This is a genomic window from Streptosporangium album (assembly GCF_014203795.1).
In the GTDB taxonomy this organism is placed as follows: Bacteria; Actinomycetota; Actinomycetes; order Streptosporangiales; family Streptosporangiaceae; genus Streptosporangium; species Streptosporangium album.
Genome location: NZ_JACHJU010000004.1, coordinates 450,048 through 469,168, shown reverse-complemented (window position 1 = coordinate 469,168; position 19,121 = coordinate 450,048). Strand labels below are relative to the sequence as shown.

The 19,121-nt window shown below is 70.5% G+C and carries 19 protein-coding genes; 9 read left to right on the top strand and 10 right to left on the bottom strand.

All coding sequences use genetic code 11. The features are described 5' to 3' along the window. The first annotated feature begins 27 nt into the window (after positions 1–27). From FHR32_RS36075 to FHR32_RS36060, 4 genes are all read left to right on the top strand, one after another. Complete coding sequence (locus FHR32_RS36075; protein ID WP_184758977.1) at positions 28–657, top strand: YigZ family protein; 630 nt, start codon at positions 28–30, stop codon at positions 655–657. A 345-nt stretch (positions 658–1,002) separates the two neighbouring features. Then, a complete protein-coding gene (locus tag FHR32_RS36070) occupies positions 1,003–1,644 on the top strand; it encodes a DedA family protein (protein ID WP_184758976.1) in 642 nt (213 codons plus the stop codon). Further along, on the top strand, positions 1,641–2,765 hold the full coding sequence (locus FHR32_RS36065; RefSeq protein ID WP_184758975.1) for a sensor histidine kinase: 1,125 nt from the start codon (positions 1,641–1,643) through the stop codon (positions 2,763–2,765). The genes FHR32_RS36070 and FHR32_RS36065 overlap by 4 nt, the downstream gene beginning before the upstream one ends. Then, positions 2,756–3,400: a response regulator gene (locus tag FHR32_RS36060; RefSeq protein ID WP_184758974.1), complete on the top strand. Its 645-nt coding sequence runs from the start codon at positions 2,756–2,758 to the stop codon at positions 3,398–3,400. The genes FHR32_RS36065 and FHR32_RS36060 overlap by 10 nt, the downstream gene beginning before the upstream one ends. 60 nt (positions 3,401–3,460) lie before the next feature. On the opposite strand, the gene FHR32_RS36055 is transcribed toward FHR32_RS36060, so the two are convergent. Beyond that, positions 3,461–4,690: an isochorismate synthase gene (locus FHR32_RS36055; protein WP_184758973.1), complete on the bottom strand. Its 1,230-nt coding sequence runs from the start codon at positions 4,688–4,690 to the stop codon at positions 3,461–3,463. A gap of 191 nt (positions 4,691–4,881) precedes the next feature. Here FHR32_RS36055 and FHR32_RS36050 point away from each other — a divergent pair, with 191 nt between their 5' ends. Then, positions 4,882–5,736 (top strand): GDSL-type esterase/lipase family protein, encoded by an 855-nt coding sequence (locus FHR32_RS36050; protein ID WP_312882855.1) that lies wholly within the window; start codon positions 4,882–4,884, stop codon positions 5,734–5,736. A 74-nt stretch (positions 5,737–5,810) separates the two neighbouring features. On the opposite strand, the gene FHR32_RS36045 is transcribed toward FHR32_RS36050, so the two are convergent. Continuing rightward, on the bottom strand, positions 5,811–6,557 hold the full coding sequence (locus FHR32_RS36045) for an alpha/beta hydrolase (RefSeq protein WP_184758971.1): 747 nt from the start codon (positions 6,555–6,557) through the stop codon (positions 5,811–5,813). Positions 6,558–6,637: 80 nt separating this feature from the next. On the opposite strand from FHR32_RS36045, the gene FHR32_RS36040 reads away from it, so the two are divergent. After that, positions 6,638–7,591: a helix-turn-helix transcriptional regulator gene (locus tag FHR32_RS36040; RefSeq protein ID WP_184758970.1), complete on the top strand. Its 954-nt coding sequence runs from the start codon at positions 6,638–6,640 to the stop codon at positions 7,589–7,591. Here FHR32_RS36040 and FHR32_RS36035 read toward each other — a convergent pair. Next, complete coding sequence (locus FHR32_RS36035) at positions 7,542–10,730, bottom strand: S41 family peptidase (protein WP_184758969.1); 3,189 nt, start codon at positions 10,728–10,730, stop codon at positions 7,542–7,544. The genes FHR32_RS36040 and FHR32_RS36035 overlap by 50 nt on opposite strands. A 104-nt stretch (positions 10,731–10,834) precedes the next feature. Beyond that, entirely contained in the window at positions 10,835–11,002 is a 168-nt protein-coding gene (locus FHR32_RS36030) for a hypothetical protein (RefSeq protein ID WP_184758968.1), read from the bottom strand. Between the two features lie 303 nt (positions 11,003–11,305). On the opposite strand from FHR32_RS36030, the gene FHR32_RS36025 reads away from it, so the two are divergent. Continuing rightward, the gene (locus FHR32_RS36025; RefSeq protein ID WP_184758967.1) at positions 11,306–11,587 is read left to right on the top strand and encodes a DUF3040 domain-containing protein; all 282 of its coding nucleotides are present in this window, start codon (positions 11,306–11,308) and stop codon (positions 11,585–11,587) included. A gap of 203 nt (positions 11,588–11,790) precedes the next feature. After that, positions 11,791–12,402 (top strand): TetR/AcrR family transcriptional regulator, encoded by a 612-nt coding sequence (locus FHR32_RS36020; RefSeq protein WP_184758966.1) that lies wholly within the window; start codon positions 11,791–11,793, stop codon positions 12,400–12,402. A gap of 21 nt (positions 12,403–12,423) precedes the next feature. Here the strand turns inward: FHR32_RS36020 and FHR32_RS36015 are convergent, their stop codons facing one another. From FHR32_RS36015 to FHR32_RS36000, 4 genes are all read right to left on the bottom strand, one after another. Further along, on the bottom strand, positions 12,424–12,870 hold the full coding sequence (locus tag FHR32_RS36015) for a LysR family substrate-binding domain-containing protein (RefSeq protein WP_221466692.1): 447 nt from the start codon (positions 12,868–12,870) through the stop codon (positions 12,424–12,426). 262 nt (positions 12,871–13,132) lie between these two features. After that, a complete protein-coding gene (locus tag FHR32_RS36010) occupies positions 13,133–13,612 on the bottom strand; it encodes a nucleoside deaminase (RefSeq protein ID WP_184758964.1) in 480 nt (159 codons plus the stop codon). Between the two features lie 191 nt (positions 13,613–13,803). Beyond that, positions 13,804–15,435 (bottom strand): penicillin-binding transpeptidase domain-containing protein, encoded by a 1,632-nt coding sequence (locus FHR32_RS36005; protein WP_184758963.1) that lies wholly within the window; start codon positions 15,433–15,435, stop codon positions 13,804–13,806. A 72-nt stretch (positions 15,436–15,507) separates the two neighbouring features. Then, positions 15,508–16,158: a lysophospholipid acyltransferase family protein gene (locus FHR32_RS36000; protein WP_184758962.1), complete on the bottom strand. Its 651-nt coding sequence runs from the start codon at positions 16,156–16,158 to the stop codon at positions 15,508–15,510. A gap of 591 nt (positions 16,159–16,749) precedes the next feature. Between FHR32_RS36000 and FHR32_RS35995 the strand changes: the two genes are divergently transcribed. Further along, positions 16,750–17,286 carry a GNAT family N-acetyltransferase gene (locus tag FHR32_RS35995; RefSeq protein WP_184758961.1) on the top strand — a complete coding sequence of 179 codons (537 nt, stop codon included), beginning with the start codon at positions 16,750–16,752 and terminating at the stop codon, positions 17,284–17,286. On the opposite strand, the gene FHR32_RS35990 is transcribed toward FHR32_RS35995, so the two are convergent. Both FHR32_RS35990 and FHR32_RS35985 read right to left on the bottom strand, forming a co-directional pair. Beyond that, on the bottom strand, positions 17,264–18,025 hold the full coding sequence (locus tag FHR32_RS35990; RefSeq protein WP_184758960.1) for a TetR/AcrR family transcriptional regulator: 762 nt from the start codon (positions 18,023–18,025) through the stop codon (positions 17,264–17,266). The two genes, FHR32_RS35995 and FHR32_RS35990, sit on opposite strands and share 23 nt — an antisense overlap. 18 nt (positions 18,026–18,043) lie before the next feature. Continuing rightward, on the bottom strand, positions 18,044–19,018 hold the full coding sequence (locus FHR32_RS35985; protein WP_184758959.1) for a tyrosine-type recombinase/integrase: 975 nt from the start codon (positions 19,016–19,018) through the stop codon (positions 18,044–18,046). Positions 19,019–19,121 lie beyond the last annotated feature (103 nt).

Sequence of the window (19,121 nt, the reverse complement as noted above, 5' to 3'; positions counted from 1 at the left end):
ATCCGCACTCGCCGATAGCCTGTCCGGATGGCTGAGCCGTACCTCACGTTGGAAGACGTCATCGAGCACGAGATCGAGATCAAGCGATCACGGTTCATCTGCGCGGTCGCTCCGGTGGCCTCGGAGGAGGCGGCCAGGGAGTTTCTCGCCGGGCGCAGGCGGCTGCACGGCGACGCCACGCACAACTGCTCCGCCTACGTGATCGGCGGAGACCGGCCGGCGCAGAGGGCCGACGACGACGGGGAGCCCGGTGGCACCGCCGGGACCCCGATGCTGGAGACGCTGCTGCGCCGCGGGCTCGGCGACGTGGCGGCGGTGGTCACGCGCTACTTCGGCGGGGTCAAGCTGGGTGCGGGCGGGCTGGTCAGGGCATACGGCTCGTCGGTCGGCAAGACGCTTGACCTCGCGTCCCTGGTCGGGATGGTGCCCGCCAGAGTCATGTCGGTGACCGTGGACCACGTCCAGGCGGGGCGGTTGGAGAACGACCTGCGTGTCTCGCCGTACGAGGTCAGGGGGGTCGTCTACGGAGCCGAGGTCGGCTTCCAGGTCGCGGTGCGGGAGGCGGACCTGGCCGTCTTCCCCGACTGGGTCGCCACCCTGACGGCGGGCCGGGCGGAGGTCGAGACCGGAGAGACGGTCTATCTCAGGGAGACCTGACCGATGCCCGCCCGGTGAACCACGCCCAGGTGCGCGTCATGTCCCACCGGGGTAAATATGGGATAGATCACACGCTGTCGCGGAACTTTACGGCCCACATGCCCGGCCCCCCCGCCCCTCCGGTGCCGGAATCCGGCCCCCACCCTGGGCCGTCGTCCTCCCCCGGCCGCCGAGAGTGCCCTTGACGTGCGGAAACCTGCGGAATCGCGGGTGGTCCGGGCAGTGGTCCCGTCTGTGTGGCCGGCACCTGAGGTTTTCCCCATCCCGCACCCTGGGGTGCGCGCGAGGAGCACTCGATGGTGATCCTCATTTCTGACATCTCATGCTTTCTTTAGCCTTACCGCCATGAGTGCAACCGATGTTGGCGGAATCGCCGGGTGGGCGATCAACCTTATGGAGACCCTGGGAGCGCCCGGGGCCGGAGTGGCGATCGCCCTGGAGAACCTGTTCCCGCCGCTGCCGAGCGAGGTGATCCTGCCGCTGGCGGGGTTCACCGCCAACAAGGGGAATATGACCCTGTTCGACGCCATCCTGTGGACCACCCTGGGTTCCGTGGTCGGCGCGCTGGCACTCTACGGGATCGGGGCGTTGCTGGGCCGTGAACGGGTGGTGGCCATCGCCGGGAGGCTTCCCCTGATCAGTGTCTCCGACATCGAGAAGACCGAGGCCTGGTTCGCCCGGCACGGCAGGAAGACCGTCTTCTTCGGCCGGATGATCCCCATCTTCCGCAGCCTCATCTCGATTCCGGCTGGGGTCGAGCGCATGCCGGTGGCGGTCTTCACCCTTCTCACCACACTGGGCAGCCTCATCTGGAACACGGTCTTCGTGATGGCCGGATACCTTCTGGGAGAGAACTGGTCGCTGGTCGAGGGCTACGCAGGGATCCTGTCCAAGGCCGTTCTGGGCATCGTGGTGCTCGCCGCGGTGGTCTTCACCGTGGTCCGGCTGAAGGACAGGCGCAAGGGCAGGCACCACGCGCAGCGATGACCATGGTGACAAGGGCCGGCCGTGCGCTGGCGGGACTCGCACTCGGGATTCCCTCGGCGCTGATCGAACTGCTCTTCCTCCTGGCCGCGGCCCCGGCCCTGGCCGTCCCCCGGGCGCGGCGGCACGTGTTCGCCGCGGCCGTACGGCTGGCCGACGCCGAGATGTGGCGGCTGAGCCTGCTCGGCGATGCCGATGTATCCGGCTACGACGGACGGCGGGCGGTGCGCTACCTGCTGTGGCGCTGGCCGGTCGGGGTGCTGGGCGGCCTGGTGCTCGTGCTGCTGGTGACCGGGATCGGCGTCGGGACGCAGCTCGCCTGGCGCTGGGGACGGGGCGAGCCGTTCGACGGTATGGAACCGACCGTGCCGCTCGCGTTCTACTTCGCGGTCGCCGGGCTGGTGCTGCTCTTTCTGGAGATCATGGGGCTGGTCGGGCTGGTCACCCTGGAACGGTGGGTGGCCCGGCGGGCGCTCACGCCGAGCTCCACCGAGCTGCTCGAACGCCGGATCACCGAGCTGGCCGAGACCCGCGCGGGCATCGTGACGGCCGTCGACCAGGAGCGCAGGCGCATCGAGCGCGACCTGCACGACGGCGTGCAACAGCGGCTGGTCGCGCTGGCCATGCTGATCGGCCGCGCCCGCAGGGGGCGGGCGCCGGAGCTCCTCGACGAGCTGCTCCGCCAGGCCCACGACGAGGCCAGGGCGGCGCTGGGCGACCTGCGGGAGGTGGCCTGGCGGGTCTACCCGGCCGGCCTGGACTCCCTGGGGCTGAGAGACGCCCTCGCAGGTGTCGCCGAGCGTGCCGGGATGGCGGTCACGGTCCACTACGGTCTTGCCGAACGTCTCGCCGGGCAGGTGGAGACGGCGGCGTACTTCGTGGTCTGCGAGGCCGTCACCAATGCCGCCAAGCACGCGGCGGCCGGTGCGGTCACCGTGGAGATCTTCAAGGAAGGAACGGTGGTGGTCGTGCGGACACGGGACGACGGGCGCGGTGGCGCCGACCCGTCGGGCGGGGGACTTTCCGGTCTCGCCCGCCGGGTGGCGGCGCTGGATGGGCGTTTCCACGTGGACAGCCCACCCGGCGGTCCCACCACGGTCACCGCGGAGCTCCCATGCGGGTGATCCTGGCCGAAGACTCGACGCTTCTGCGCGAAGGACTGGTCCGGCTGCTGGTGGAGGAGGGGCACGAGGTCCCGGCCGCGGTCGGCGACGGCGCGTCGCTCATCGAGGCGGTGGCCGAGCACGGGCCCGACATCGTGGTCGCCGACGTGCGGATGCCGCCGACCCACACCGACGAGGGGCTCCGGGCGGTCCTGGAGATCCGGCGCCGCCGGCCCGGGACACGCGTGCTGGTCCTGTCGCAGTACGTCGAGAAGCGCTATGCCACCGAGCTGATGAGCGGTGACGTGGACGGTGTGGGTTACCTGCTCAAGGACCGGGTGGCCCAGGTCGGCGATTTCCTCGACGCGCTCGACCGGGTCGGCGCCGGAGGAGCGGCCTTCGACCCCGAGGTGGTGCGCCAGCTTCTGGCCCGCACCACCCATGTCGACCCGCTGGCCCGGCTCACCCCCCGCGAACGGGACGTGCTGGACCACATGGCCCAGGGCTGCACCAACGCCTCCATCGCCCAGCGGCTCAGCGTCTCCCAGAGCGCCGTCGAAAAGCACGTCAACGCCATTTTCGACAAGCTCGGGCTCCTGCACGTCACCGGCTACAGCCGCCGGGTGCTCGCCGTACTGCGCTATCTCGGATCCTGATCACCCCCCGCGCGGAACCCGGCCTCCCCGTGGGCCGGGTTCCGCGCGGGCGGGAAGGTGTCAGCCCTCCAGGGCGTACTGCATCACCCGGAACTTGGCCTGGGCCTCGGCGAGCTCCGAGGCCGGCACGGAGTCGCCCATGATGCCGCAGCCGGCGAACAGGCGGGCCCTGGAACCCCTGATCTGGGCGCAACGCAGCGCGATGCCCCACTCGCCGTCTCCCCGGGCGTCGATCCATCCGACCGGACCGGCGTAACCGGCGCGGTCCATGCCCTCCAGCTCGCGGATGACGCCGAGCGCCGTCTCCGTGGGCGTGCCGCCGACGGCGGCGGTCGGGTGCATGGCCGCCACCACGTCGAGGACCGAGGCGCCGGCCGACAGCCGTCCCGTCACCGGACTGGCCAGGTGCTGGACGTTGGACAGGAGCAGGAGCTCGGGCTCCTCGGGCACCTTCAGCTCCGAGCAGAGCGGGTCCAGCGACTCCCGGACCGACTCCACCGCGCAGGTGTGCTCGTAGCGGTCCTTCTCCGAGGCGAACAGGGCGGCGCCGCGGGCCTCGTCGTCCGCCTGATCGGTGCCCCTGGAAGCCGTTCCGGCCAGCACCAACGACTCGATCGTCTCGCCGGTGTGCCGGACCAGCAGTTCGGGGGTGGCGCCGACCAGGCCGGCGCAGGAGAAGGTGTAGCACTCCGGATAGCGACGGGCCAGACGTGACAGCAGCAGGCGGACGTCGATCTCCTGCTCGGCCGTGGCGGTCAGGTCACGTGCGAGCACGGCCTTCTCCAGACGGCCCGACCGGATCCGCCGTACGGCGCGTGCCACGACGTGCTCCCACTCGGGAGCGGTCAGGCTGCCGTCGCCGTAGCGGATCCTGCCGGGGTCGCGGAGCGGGGTGATCAGGTCGAGTCGCTCCTCGCCGAGGGTGGTCAGCCAGGCGCGGCCGTCGCGGCGGGCCAGGACGACCTGCGGGACGACGAGGACCGAGCCCCGGGCATCCGGATCGAAGGTGAAGGAGCCGAAGGCCACCGGACCCGAGCCGGGGGCGCCCACCTCGTCCTCGACATGGGCCTCACCGAAGATGTCCGACAGCCAGGCGCGGGCCCACTCGAAACGCCGGGGACCGGGTGGCACGGTCACCCGTGCGGCCTCCCCCCAGGCCACCAGACCCTCGCCATGCCTGATCCAGGCGTAGGGGGCGGCCTCGGGAAGTCGCGCGAGCAGGTCGCCAGGGTCGGCGACGAGTGTGGTTCTCACCACGAGGGGACGGGTCAATCCGAGCGCGACACTCACCGGAATACTCTATGCCGGAAACTGAACGTGTTCGACGGCTATTGCCCACTCCGCACAGCGGACCGCGTGGACGCCACGCTCCGTCAAGAAAACCAAGGCACCCGGTCAACGGAGAGCACCACGCTGTCCTGCGGTGATACATCCGAAGCGGACCTGATCTCTCAGCCGGAGGTGCCATGGCTCGCAGGACTGTGACCGCATTCACAGGGGTCGTGACGCTCACGGCCGCCTGGGCGACGTCACCGGCGGCCGTGAGCGCCGCCGAGCCGTGGCGGCCCGTGGTGATGGTCGCCACGGGAGACTCGATCAGCGCCGGGTTCAACGCCTGCGGCTGGTACGTTCCCTGCGCCTCGCGCTCCTGGGCCGCGGGTGACGGCCAGGCCGTCCTGAGCCACTACCTCAGGCTCCGGAGCCTGGACGAGGGCATCACCGGGCACAACGTGAACCTCGCCGTCCCCGGTGCGACCAGCGCCAACCTCGCCGGGCAGATGGCCGGGGCCGTCGCGCGGCGCGCCGACTACGTGACGGTCCTGATCGGCGCCCAGGACGCCTGCGTGTCCGAGGAGCGGCTGATGACTCCGGTGGCGGTCTACCAGAGCCGGGTGACCGAGGCGTTGAAGCTGTTCCAGGCCGGACGTCCCGGCGGCAGGGTGTTCGTGGCGAGCATCCCCGACCTCAAGCGGCTCTGGCGGGTCGGCAGGGACAACGTGGTGGCGCGTGGATTCTGGGCGCTCGGCCGGATCTGCCCCACCATGCTGGCCAGGCCCACCTCGACCGCCGCGGCCGACCGGGCCCGCCGCGACCGGGTGCGCGACAGGGTCGTCGCCTACAACGCCGCCCTGGCCAGGGTCTGCGCCGCGTACGGCCCGGCCTGCAGGTTCGACGGCAACGCCCTGTTCGCCACCCGGTTCACGCTGGACCACCTCAGCAGATGGGACTTCTTCCATCCCAATGCCGCAGGTCAGCAATTGATCGCCCAGCGGACCTTCGAGACGGTCCGCGACTGGGCCGGGGAACCCGTGTGGAATCTCGGGATCCAGTCCTGACCCGGTGCCCGCCCGGCTCGAAGGCCTCCTCCCGGCGGGCCGCCGGGGAGAGGCCGTGCCGCCCCCGGCTGATCTCAGCCTGTCAGTGCGGCGAGCGCGGCCGCCGTCTCCGCGGGCTTGGAGAACATCGGCCAGTGGCCTGTGGGGACCGAGGCGAAGCTCCACTCCGGTCCCGCCAGCGCCGCGAAGAGCGGGTGGCCTGCCGCGATCATCGCGTGGACCTGCTCAAGGGGGAAGGAGCACGTGATGAGCGTCTTGGGCAGCCCTTCCGCTCCGCCCTTGAGCGCCAGCGGCTGGGTCATGGCGCCATACGGCTGGACGCTCGCCCGGGAGGCGAACCACTCGCGCTCGGCGTCGCCCAGCCCTTCCAGGCTCACCCCGGCCCGCTCATGCTCCTCCCAGGAGGGCGGCGGGTAGCCCGTCCCGCCACCCTGCTCGGCGACCCGCCGCTCGATGAACGCGTTCTGTTCGGGCTCGGTGACGTCCATGTGCGCCATGCCGTCGGCCAGCGGGCCGCCGTCGAGGTAGACGACGCGCGCGATGCGCTCGGGGATCCGGTCGGCCGCACCGGTGACGGAGTTGCCCCCGCCGCTGTGGCCGACCAGGATCACGTCGTGCAGGTCCGCGAAGACGATGACGTTGACGATGTCCTGGATGTGCGTCTCAAGGTCGACCCCGGGGCCGGCCAGGTGTTCCCGGTCGCCGAGGCCGGTGAGGGTGACCGGGTGGACCTCGTGGCCGGCCGCGCGCAGCGGCGGGACGACCTTCTCCCAGGCCCATGCGCCGAGCCAGAAACCGGGGACCAGAACGTAGGTGCTCATATCGTTTTCCTCCGTGGTTGCCTGACTTCACCCTAGGATCGAATCCGGACATAATCAGTCCTGATTTTCGAGGAACTTCCATGACCGTCATCCGGGTGCTCACGCTGCTGGAGTTGTTGCAGGCCAGTCCTGGTCTGACCGGCCCCGAACTCGCCGACCGGCTGGAGGTGGACGAGCGTACGGTGCGCCGCTACGCGGTGAAACTGTCCGAGCTCGGGGTGCCCGTGGAGGCCGAGCGGGGGCGCCACGGCGGCTACCGGCTGCTGCCCGGCTACAAGCTGCCGCCGCTGATGCTCACCGACGACGAGGCCACGGCGGTGGTGCTGGGATTGCTCGCCGGGCGGCGGACCGGGCTCGCGGTGGGGGAGACGGCCACGGAGAGCGCACTGGCCAAGATCCAGCGGGTTCTCCCGCAGGCGCTGCGCGAGCGCGTCGCCGCGGTCTCGGCGACGCTGGGGCACACCAGAGCGCCGGCGCCGGTGAGCACCCCGAAGGCGGGGCCGCTGCTCGCACTCGCCGATGCGGTCCGGCGCAGGCAAACGGTGCGGCTGTCCTACCGGTCCTGGCGGGGCGAGCCCTCCGAGCGCGATCTGGATCCCTACGGCATCGTCTTCCACTCCGGGCGCTGGTACGTCGCCGGGTTCGATCACGACAGCCGGGAGATACGGACCTTCCGCGTGGACCGGGTGGCGAGCGCCGTGGGGACCGGGCGGCCCTTCGACGACCCGGGTGAGTTCGACCCGGTGGCCCACGTGCTGGAGTCACTGTCGGCGGTGCCGTACCGGCACGAGGTGAAGGTGCTCCTGGCCACCACCATGGAGGAGGCGGCCAGGCGGATCCCGGCGTCCACGGCGACGCTCACCGAGACGGCCGACGGTCTCCTGCTGGAGACGAGGGCCGAGCACCTGGGCGGGATGGCGCAGATGCTGGCGGGGCTCGGCTGGCCGTTCACCGTGATCACGCCGGACGAGCTACGTGGAGAGATCACGGCGCTGGCCGGCCGGCTCCTCGAGGCGGCAGGCGCGGAACCATGAGCCGGGGCCGGTCCGCCGGGTTGGGGGTGTGGGGAGGATGGGTGACCAGGCGGTCCAGGGCCACCTCGATCGCCCGCTCGAGCTGGGTGTCCACGCCCCGGGCGTAGTCCTGCGGGGTGATATCCACCTCGATGTCGGGGTCGGTGCCGTAGTTCTCCACCCGCCAGCCCACGTCGTCGAAGGCGAAGGAGAACTCCGGCTGGGTGGTGACCGTGCCGTCGGCGAGCTGGTGGCGGGGCCAGATGCCGATCACCCCGCCCCAGGTGCGCTTGCCGATCAGCGGGCCCAGGCCCAGCAGCTTGAAGGTGTGGCTGAAGATGTCGCCGTCGGACCCGGCCCACTCGTTGGTGACGGCGACCATCGGGCCTCGCGGGGACTCCTCGGGGTAGGGCTCGGGCACGCCCCACCGAGGGAAGTTGTAGCCGAGGCGGCGGCGGGAGAGCTTCTCCAGCAGCAGGGCCGACACGTGTCCGCCGCCGTTGAAGCGGACGTCGACGATCAGGCCCTCACGGTCGTACTCGGTGAGGAAACCGCGATGGAACTCGGAGTAGCCCTCCGGGCCCATGTCGGGGATGTGCAGGTAGCCGATCCGGCCGCCGCTGCGCTCGTGACAGTGGGCCCGGTTGGCCTCCACCCAGTCGCGGTAGCGGCCCGGCTGTTCGTCGCCGATGGCCCTCACGTCGAAGGTCCGTCGCTCCTGCCCGCGTCCTACGGTGAGCTGGACCTCCTGGTCGGCCTGGTTGACCAGGAGCTCGTCCGGCCCGGCCTGTGGCCCTACGGGCTGGCCGTTGACGGCCAGTACGGTGTCGCCGGGCCGGACGTCCACCCCGAGACGGTTGAGCGGTGAGGTGGAGTCGGGGTCCCAGCGGTCGCCGCCGACGATCCGGGCGATCCGGTAGAGGCCGTCTTCGACGGACCAGTCGACGCCGAGCTTGCCCTGCCGGTAGTGCGGCCGGGAGCGGTAGGCGCCCCCGCTCTCGTAGGCGTGGGAGGTGCCGAGCTCGCCGAGCAGCTCCCACAGCAGGTCGGAGAACTCTCCCCGGGTGGTGACCCGGTCCACCAGCGGAAGGTAACGCCGGTAGACGCCCTCCCAGTCGATCCCGGCCATGTCCTGGGCCCAGAAGTTCTCCCGCTGCAGCCGCCAGGCCTCGCGGAACATCTGCCGCCACTCGGCCTCCGGGCGGATGGACACCTTGACCCGCGACAGGTCGATCCATCCGCTGTCCCGGCCGATGCCGTCGTCCTCCTCGGGCGCCTCGTCCGTCTTGATCATCCGCAGCCGTTTCCCCGACTGGTAGAGCAGCGTGGCGCCGTCACGGCCGAGCTGGAACTCCGAGACGTCATCGACCAGGGTCTCCTGCTTCTGGTCGGTGAAGTCGTAGACGTGCAGTGTGCCGTCGGAGGAGTCGGCGTAGTCGTCGCCGAGGCTGCCCTCGACGGGGAAGGTGAGGTAGACGGCCTTGCCCTTGATCCCGGCGATGCGGTCGTAGCGCCCCTCCGGGACGGGGAAGGTGACGACGCGGTCCCAGATGCCCTCCAGATCGATGATCACCTCGGTCTCCTCCTCTCCGTCACCGTCGTCCTTGTCGTCGTCGTCCTTGAGAGGGCGGGGCTCCGGGACGAAGGGAGAGCGGACGTCGGCGCGGAGCCCGATCGCGTAGGGGCGGGAACCGAGGGGAAAGCCCAGATCGAACTGGAGCTCGTCGTAGACCGGGTTGAAGACGCGCTGGCCGATGAAGTAGAGATAGTCGCCGCCGGGGTCGAAGGCGGGACAGGTGTCCGACAGCACCGGTCGGGTGGCGGGGAACGTCTCCCCGGTCTCGACCCGGCACAGCTTGATGGCCGTGGTCTGCGCGGTGTCGCAGCAGGCGTAGGCGAGCCAGCGGCCGTCGGGGGACCAGGCGAGATCCTCGATGGCGCCGAACCTGCTGGAGTCGATCACCACGCTCGTGGAGTCGGTCGGCTCTCCCTCGGAGAGCTCGACCATGAGCAGCTCGTTGCGGTGGTTGGCGACCGCGACCCTGTCGCCCTTCGGGGAGACCTCCAGCGCGGTGACGCGGCCGGTGTCGAGGTGGGCGAGGCGGACCGGTCCGGTGACACCGTCGGCGGTGAGCACGACCAGCACCTCCCGGTCGCCGTCGTCGCTGGCCGCGGCGATGAGCCGTTCGCCGTCGTTCAGCCAGGCCAGCAGTCGGTAGCGGACACCGTACAGCGCGCCGTGCTGGCGGACCGGGCCCTCCCAGGCGGCGAAGGAGAACGCCTTGCCCCGGGTGGTGATGGCCAGGCCGGTGCCGTCGGGGTTGAGTGCGGCGCTGTCGAGGAAGTCCTCGGCAGGGGCGAAGCGCCGGTTGCGCTGGGTCCGGGAGCTGCGCAGGAACACCTCGATGGGACGTGACTCCCCGTCCTCGACCAGATAGAGCTCTGCTCCGGCGTGGTAGACCAACCGGCTGCCGTCACCGGACAGGTTGCGGGCGTAGTAGTCGGTGTGGTCGGAGTGCCTGCGCAGGTCACGACCGTCCGCGGTGCAGGAGTAGACGTTGCCGACGCCCTCGTGGTCGGAGATGAAGTAGACCCGGTCCCCGGCCCAGCAGGGGGAGGCCAGGTTGCCCGGCAGCGCGATGAGCCGCCGGAACTCCTCGTCGCCGATCCACAGGTCGCCCACCGTGCCGCCCCGGTAGCGCTTCCAGCGTGCCGGGTCGGCGGTGTTGCGGCCGAGCACGATCTGCGGGCCGTAGGAGATGGAGTTGGCCGGGCCGTACGGCAGGCGCTCCGCGACACCGTCCGGCCGGACCCTGTGCAACCACTTCTGGCCCTCGAAGGGCTGGGACTCGTCGCTGGCGTACAGGATGGCGCCATCGGGATCCCAGCCGGCGACGGTGGAGCGGGCTCCGTGGTAGGTGATCCGCTGGGCCGCTCCGCCGTCGGCGGGCATCACGTAGACCTCTTCGGGCCCCTCCTCGCGCCCGGCGAAGGCGAGCTGGTCGCCGTGGGGGGAGAATCGGGGATATCCCGCCTCGGCCACCCCCGCGGTCAGCCGGAAGGCCCGCCCGCCGCCGGCGGACACCATCCACAGGTCGTCCTCGGCGGCGAAGACGACCGCGTCGCCGAAGATGGTGGGGAATCGCAGGTAGGCGGGCATCGTGGCACTCCATGATCGAGTGACCGGGTGGGGGCTCGCTCCGGTCGCCCGATCATGATTCCACGGCTGTGGCGGTCCGGCGCGCTCCGAGTGCTATGACCGTTTTATATGTTTTTGAGAAAATCGCCGTTCTTCTTGACCTGCTTGGCGGCGCGCGTCGCCCTGATCGCCGCCTTCTTCTGCTTGCCTGAGGCCTTGACGGATTTCTTCTTCGGGTCGGCCATGGCTTCCTCCGTTGCATCAAGCACCGCGATGATGCCAATTTTTCGCATCAAGGTGATTAATACCCTCACAGGCATTAATCACCCGCTTCTCAGGCCGTCCACAACCCGGGGCGACGGGCGGGCGCCGGCGGCGGAGTGCGGATCTTCCGGCGGCGGCAGGCCGTCGCCGGCGCGCCGCCCGATCCCGTGCGCCCACCGCCGCGCTGTCCTGGGTCCAGCCTGCGGGCCTGTGGTGGTGGAGTGGATGGCGCGCGTGAAAAGAAGCGGTAAATCACGGGTCTCGGAATGGATAATGATCTTCACGATTGGGCAGGAAATTCGCACACGCCTTGCGTTCCGGGGAGGTACGGCATGGCCTGGTCGCAAGACGAAGAGCGACTACTGCTGCAGATCGAGCGGCACCTCACCGACGAGGACCCGCGACTGGCGGCACGACTGGAGTCGTTCAACGAGCGTGTCCAGCGCAAGGAGCACGGCCGTCGTAAGAACGACGCGAAGAAGAAGAGGCGGGCGCCCCGCCGTCCTCGCCGATCAACGATCATCATCATGGTCAGCTGGGTGTTGATGGCCACTCTGATCGCCACCCTGCTCGTCCTGGCTCTCCGCCACGAGGCCGCCGCGCTCCCCTTCTAGGGGCCCGCCGCGCACTCGGAGCCGTGGCCGGCGGGGAGTGGTGGAAGCCGGTCGCCCGGGGCCGTGTCCGTCCGTGGCTCTACGACGCCCCGGAGGGGCCGGTCGGGAGGGTCCGTCTCGCTCGAACGCCTTCGACGCCAGGGCGGTCCCGCGCCCGAGTCGAGACGGACCGTATCGGTTCGCTGGGTACTAGGATCGAGGGCATGAGCCAGAACAGGACGGCGCCCGACGCCACCCGGCGCAGCGAGAGGTCACGGCGGGCGATTCTCGCCGCCGCCTTCGAGCTCGTCGGCGAGGTCGGATACTCCAAACTCAGCATCGAGGCCATCGCGGCCCGCGCAGGTGCCGGCAAGCAGACGATCTACCGCTGGTGGCCGTCGAAGGGGGCGGTGCTCTTCGACGCCTTCCTCATGCTCAGCGAGGGGGAGACCGGGACAGCGGCACTCCCCGACACCGGAGACCTGGAGGCCGATCTGAAGACCGTCCTGCGGGCCACCGCCGAGGAGCTGTCCGATCCCCGCTACGACGGCCCGATGCGGGCACTGAACATCGAGATCCTCAACGATCCCGTGCTGGCCGCCGACTACCTCCAACGGCTCGACCTCCCCATGAAGGAGATCAAGAAGGAACGGCTGCGCAGCGCCCAGTGCGCCGGGGACCTGGCCGCCGATCTGGATCTCGACGTCGCCGTCGACCTCCTCTTCGCGCCGCTGCTCAGCCGCTGGATGTTCCGGAGCGGCCCGCTGAGCGCCGAGTTCGCGGACACAGTGGTGGAGACGGCGCTACGCGGCATGCGCCCGGCGGGCGGAGGCTGACGCCTCCGCCGAGACGCCCGGTCAACGCAGGGCGTCGACGAAGGCCATGACCTGAGGGCGACGGTCGCCCTTTCGCCAGGCGATGGCCGGCTCGCCCGGAGGCAGGCCCGTCACCGGCCGGTAGACCATGCCCGGCCGGTTGTAGAGCGTCGCGTTCCCCTCGGCCACGAGCACCACGCCCAACCCGCTGGTCACGGCCTCGAAAACCTCCTCAGGGGTGTTCGCCGTGACGCCCACGACGGGCTCGCCGGCGCGGGCATCACGGCCGAGCCAGTAGTCACGTAGCGGTCCCGCCGTGGTGGGCAGCGCGATGAAGGGCTCGTCCCGCAGCGCGGAGAACGGAATCTCCGCACGCGGGGCCAGCGGGTGATCCGCCGGCAGGGCGACCCCCCTGCTCTCGGTGACCAGCACGTGGGTGTTCAGCCCTTCGGGGACCGGGAGCCGGGTAGAGGTAGGCCAGCGCACCATATCGACAGCGCTCCTGCAGGCCGAACAGGATCTGAGCCTGAACCAGCGAGGCCAGGCCCTGCGGCACGACCTCGTGCCCACTGGCCACCAGGGCGCTCGACCGGCACCAGGCGCAGGCGTCGAGCCCGGCAACTGCGGCCTTCCCTGCGCGGTGTTGCTCCCACCAGCGGACGTCGTGCGCGCGGCAGAGCCCACGACGTCCATGTGCCTGCCGGGTGCAGGCCGTGGCCAGGCATGGACCGAAGCCCGGCCTGCGGGCCTCTCAGGACGAGCTGTGGAAGCGGCGGTGCAGCTCGTGCACCTGCTCCGCGAGATCGGGGATCGGGCCCTCCACCACGAGATCGGGGACCACCTGGTGGATCGGCAGGGTCCGCACGGGAGGCGCGGGGACTCCCAACTCGGCGAGCCAGGTCGCCAGCTGCTCCGAAGAGCTCACGTACACGATGCGGCCCAGCCCGACCCAGCCGTGCGCGGCGGCGCACATCGGGCAGTGCTCACCCGAGGTGAAGACGGTCGCCGCCGCACGTTCGGCAGGGGTCATGTTGGCCGCCGACCAGCGTGCCAGCTCGAACTCCGGATGGCGGGTCCGGTCGCCGGAGGCCACCCGGTTGTGGTCCTCGGCCAGGACGGTCCCGTCCGCGGCGACGAGAACGGAGCCGAACGGCTCGTCACCCACCTCCAGGGCCTCGGCAGCCAGCTCCACACAGCGGCGCAAATGCCGCAGCTCGGTCTCCTTCACCATGATGACCTCCCCAAAATGTGATCTTCAACGCATCATGCCAGGCCTTGGCCCCCGCTGAGCACGCGAACCCGGGCCGGCGAGGACGAGTGATCGAGCTGTGCCGGGGCGCGCGGAACCGCGGACGCTTCCCGGGGGCTGTTCTCCCGCGCTCCCGGTCGCGTCCGCCGGTTGGGAACGCCTGCCGTACGGCGTCAGCCGAGGGCGCGCAGGAAGTGCGCGGCCACCGGGGCGGCGACCGTCCCGCCGCCCGTGCCCTCCTCCACGATGACCGCGAAGGCCAGGTCGCCCCGGAATCCGATGAACCAGGCGTGGGTCTTCAGCGCGTCCTGCGAGCCGAACTCGGCGGTGCCGGTCTTGCCCCGGGTGCCGGCCGGCAGGCCGGCGTCCTTGGCGGTGCCCTTGGTGACCACGGCGGACATCATCTGGTGGATCGGGGACGTGACGCCCTCGGGAAGCTTCTGCGGCTCGGCCTTCTGCTTGACGGAGGGGACCAGGGTCGGCGGGCGCCAGGTGCCGTCGGCCAGCGTGGCGGCGACCGAGGCCATCAGCAGCGGGCTGGCGGTGATCCGGCCCTGGCCGAAGGACTCGGCGGCGAGCTCGGCGTCGCTCTGGGCCCGGGGGAAGCTGCCCTTCGTGGCAGGGACGCCGATGTTGAGCTGGCTGTTGAAGCCGAACAGCTCGGCGGTGCTCAGCAGCTTGTCGGCGCCCAGCCGCTCCTTGGCCAGCGGGGCGAAGGTGGTGTTGCAGGAGTAGGCGAACGCGTCGGACAAGCTCACCGAGCCGTATCCGGCGTGGTGGGAGTTACGGATCGGCAGACCGCCGACCTTGACGTCCTTGGGGCAGGTGGTCCGTTCGGCGGGCGTCATCCCCTCGGCCAGCAGCCCGACCCCGGTGATCGCCTTGAAGGTCGAGCCGGGAGGGTAGTTGCCGTCCAGGGCCCGGTTGAAACCGCCCTGGTTGTTCACGACGGCCAGGATCTCGCCGGAGGACGGTCTGACCGCGACCAGTGAGGCGGTCTGTTTCAGATCGCGGACCGCGTCGGCGGCGGCTTTCTGGACCCGCAGATCCAGGCTGCTCTCGACCGCCTCGCCGTCCTTGCCCTCGATCTTGCCGATGGACTTGACGGTCTTCTTGTCCGCGCCGACGAGCTGGATCTCGGTGGTGGGCGTGCCGGCCAGACGTTGCTGGAAGGTCTGCTGCAACCCGCTCCGGCCGATCGCGTCGCCCTTCTTGTAGGAGGAGCCGAGAGCCTTGACGTCCTTGTCGGTGGCCTTGTCCAGGTAGCCGACGAGCTGCTGCACCGAGCCGCCCACGTCGCCGCCGTCGATGCGCTCACCGCCTGCGGCGGTGATCTTCGCCCGCTCCGGCCATCCGGTCTTCAGCGCGAACGCGTCACCGGCGGCCATGTCGGGATGCACGGCCTTGGGGGACCACTTGACCCGCCAGGTGCGGTCGACGACCGCCAGGTCCAGGACACCGGAGTAGCTCCACTCACCGATGTTCTTCAACGTCAACGTGGTGGTGTAGGCGGCCTCGCCGGTGCCGTCGCCGGTCTCGCGCACCGAGTCCAGCCGCACCGCGGTGCCTTCGACCGCGAGATTCCTGCGCATGTCCTCGTACGCCTTGGCGAACGCGGGATCGGTCACGCCGAGCTCGGCGCGCATGGCGGTCAGGTCGCCGCCCTGCCACGCCCGGGCGAAGCGCTGGGCGGTCTCCTGCGGGGTGCCCCGGGTGTGCAGGAACCACCACGCCCCGCCTCCGGCGGCCCCCGCCACCAGCACGACGGCCACCGATGTGATCGCGATCGTCTTACCACGCTGCACCTGACTACCCCCTGTTCTCCGGCCCAGGGGCCGCAGTTTAGCGTGGTCAATGCGACATATGCCGACAAATGACTACTCGTCTGTAGTGCGTTTGGGCGCGTAGCTCGGCACGTACTCCTGTCCCGACAGTTCCTGGATCGCCGCCATGATCTCGTCGGTCACCTGACGCCGGTCCCGTGCGCTGGTCTCCGAACCGGTGAACGTCAGCGGCTTGCCGATCCGCACCCCCACCCGGCCCAGTCTGGGGGTCGAGGCCCCGATCGGGAGCACCTTGTCGGTGCCGCTCATCGCCACCGGGACCACCGGTGCCCCGGTGGCCAGGGCCAGCCAGGAGACCCCGACCTTACCCCGGTAGAGACGGCCGTCGGGGGAGCGGGTGCCTTCGGGGTAGATGCCGAACAGCTCGCCGTCCCGCAGCACCCGCGCCGCCGTGTCCAGCATGTCCTGCGCGGCGGTGGGACTCTGCCGGTCGATGCTGATCTGGCCGGTGGCCCGCATCCACGCCGCGGTGACGGGATTGCCGGTGAAGTATTCGGCTTTGGCGACGAACCGGACCTGACGGGGGAGCACCAGCGGCAGGAAGGTCGAGTCGAGGACGGACAGGTGGTTGGACGCCAGGATGGCCGGGCCCGCCCCGGGCACGTGCTCGGCTCCGATGACCTCGGTGGGCCACAGCAGATGAAGGAAAGGGGCACTGACGATCTTGGTCAGGCGATAGAGCACGGGCTCTCCTTATGAGGCGGGTTCACCACACTAGGTGGTGGCCCGGCAGGCCACACGTGTGCGCACTCGAACAAGCGGGACCTCCACCTTTGTAGTTCTCCTCCAAAGCCGGAGGCCTTTTTCGGGATGAAACATGAAAAAAAAGAAACGCCCCGCAGAGGCCTGGGCTCCTACGGGGCGGAACGTTTAGCGCCGATGTGGCGGTCGCCTCCTCGGCGAGAGGCACAACACGGCTCCAGCCGAACGGTATTCCGTGAAGGCGGTAATTTGCGGCCCGGGGGACACAAACCACATCGGCACGATTACTGTAACCGACCTGTGCCGGTAGTTATTCCACATCGGGTCACCGGCGTGTCCGATGGGGCCGGAGGTTTCCCGATACTCGCAGGTCACACCCTTTACATGCGACTTCGGCGAACCATCGCCCAAACGCTCGGCAGGCACGCGGATCATGATCGTGTACGGCCGGCGCCCGGCGCCTCGGGAGCGGCCACGCGGTTCACCGCCCGGCCCGTGGGATCCCGAGATGAGCGGATCGACCGTATGCTCGCCTCTCTGTGCCGCCGGAGCGGTGGCCGGGAAGGGATCGTGATGGAGACCGACCGTCTGATCATGCGCAGGTGGCAGGAGTCCGACCGGGAGCCGTTCGCGGCGATGAACGCCGACCCCGAGGTGATGGAGCACTTCCCCGCGCTGCTCACCCGGGAGCAGTCCGACGCCATGGTGGACCGGATCGAGTCGGCGTTCGACGAGCACGGCTACGGGCTGTGGGCGCTGCAGGTGCGGGCCACGGGGGAGTTCATCGGGTTCACGGGACTGGCCTGGCAGCGGTTCGAGGCGCACTTCACCCCGGCGCTGGAGATCGGCTGGCGGCTCACCCGCTCCGCCTGGGGGCACGGCTACGCGAGCGAGGCGGCCCGGGCGGCGCTCGACCACGGCTTCGGCCCGGCAGGGCGGGACGAGATCGTCTCCATGACGGCGGTGGCCAACCTGCGCTCCCGTGCAGTGATGGAACGCCTCGGCATGACCAGGGACCCGGCCGACGACTTCGAACACCCCCGGGTCGCCGTCGGCGACCCGGCCCGGGCGGCGGTGCTCTACCGCCTCAGCCGCGACGCCTGGCGATGAGCGTCTCGACGCCGTCGAGCACCCGTTCCAGGCCGAACGCGAAGAGCTGCTCGGGCGGGACGTAGGCGGCCTGGTAGGTCTCGCCCACCGCGCCGCCGACCCTGACCGCCGTCGGGTAGCGGGCCGGGTTGAAGATCTTCTCGAAGACCGGCCGGTGGGCCTGCCACCACTGCTCGTCGCTGACCCCGGTGTCCTGCTCGATCCGCGCGGCCGCCACCGCGCCGCGCACGGTGCTGTGCACGTGGCCCAGGACCAGGCTGAGCACGGCGTCCATCTCGATCTCGGTCAGGCCGGTGTCGGCGATCGCGCCCAGTTCGTAGTCGTACTTCGCCATGAGGTTGGGCCCCAGAGGCGGGCGTCCGGTGTCGACCTGCAGTGTCCACGGATGGCGGCGGCACAGCTCCCAGTTCTCCCGGGCGACGAGCGTGAGCCTGGCCCGCCAGCCCCCGGCGACGTCCCGGGGCCGGGCCGTCTCGCCGTACACGGTGTCGAGCATGACGTCGAGCAGTTCGGCCTTGCCCGGCACGTAGGTGTAGAGGGACATGGTGCCGACCCCGAGCCGCTCGGCGACCCGGCGCATCGACAGCGCGGCCAGCCCCTCGGCGTCGGCGATCTCGATTCCGGCCCGCACGATCCGGTCCACGCTCAGGTCGGGCCTGCCCTTCCGGCTGGTCCGCTCGCTGGTCCGCCAGAGCAGCGCGAGGCTGCGCGCGGGATCCCCCTTGCCGCTGTGTTCCATCGCCGGTGAGCCTATCGGTCACAACGGCTTGGGCGCGGGCAGGGTGATCCTGTCGACGGCCTCGCGGCGGCGCCGCTCGGGGCGCCGGTCGTAGCGGGCCGTGGTGGCGGGGGAGGAGTGGCCGACGAGCGCCTGGGCCGTGGCCAGGTCCACCCCGGCGTCGAGCAGCTCGCCGATGAAGGTGCGCCGGAAGTCGTGCGGGGTGCGGGGCATCGCGCCCGCCTCGGCCAGCCGTCTGGCCAGGATGTCGGCGATCGCCTGCCCCGTCATGGGCGAGGGCCCGCCGTCTCTGACCCGCAGCCGCCCGTATCTGCCGATGGGGGAGAACAGCGCTCCAGCCGGGCGGCCCCGTACGGCCAGCCAGCGCTCCAGCCGGCCGACGGCCTCGGGGGTGAGGTAGACCATCCGCTCCTTGTCGCGCTTGCCGCGCACCCGCAGCGAGCGGGCCCCGGGGTCGTAGTCGGCCAGGGTCATTCCGGCGATCTCGGCGCGGCGGCAGCCGGTGGAGTAGAGCACCGCCAGCAGGGCGGCGTCGCGGACCCCGGCGGGGGAGTCGTCGCCGTCGCAGGCGGCCAGCGCGGCGCCCACCACCTCGGGCGGGACATGCTGCCCGGTGGGCAGGCGGGTGTGCTCGACGGTCGGCAGGTCGGCGGCGCGCTGGTACTCCTCGGCCGTCATCTGACCGAGCCGCCAGGCCTCGCGCAGCACCCTGCGGAGGGCGACCAGATGCTTGTTGACGTAGGCGGGGGACCAGCCGCGCTCGGTCATCAGAGCGCGGATGCGCACGGTGTGCTCGTAACGCAGCAGGTGCCAGGGCCGGCCCGCTCCGGAGGTGACCTCGTCCCCGGAGACGAGGGCGGCCAGGCGGTCCAGGCAGCCGCGCATGGTGCGGCGGGACTCGGCGCTGGACAGGGAGTCGAGATACACCCGGTAGGGGTCCCGGGCGGGTTCGACGACTGTCCGGGACGACTCGGGCACGGCTGGCACGCTCATCCCGCCGACCTTACCCACTCCTATGAATCTACATTGTAAAGGCATCTGGTCCGGTCGAAATCGATCATGAAAGATCTCGGAATCCATCAAGGATGCGGCAGAA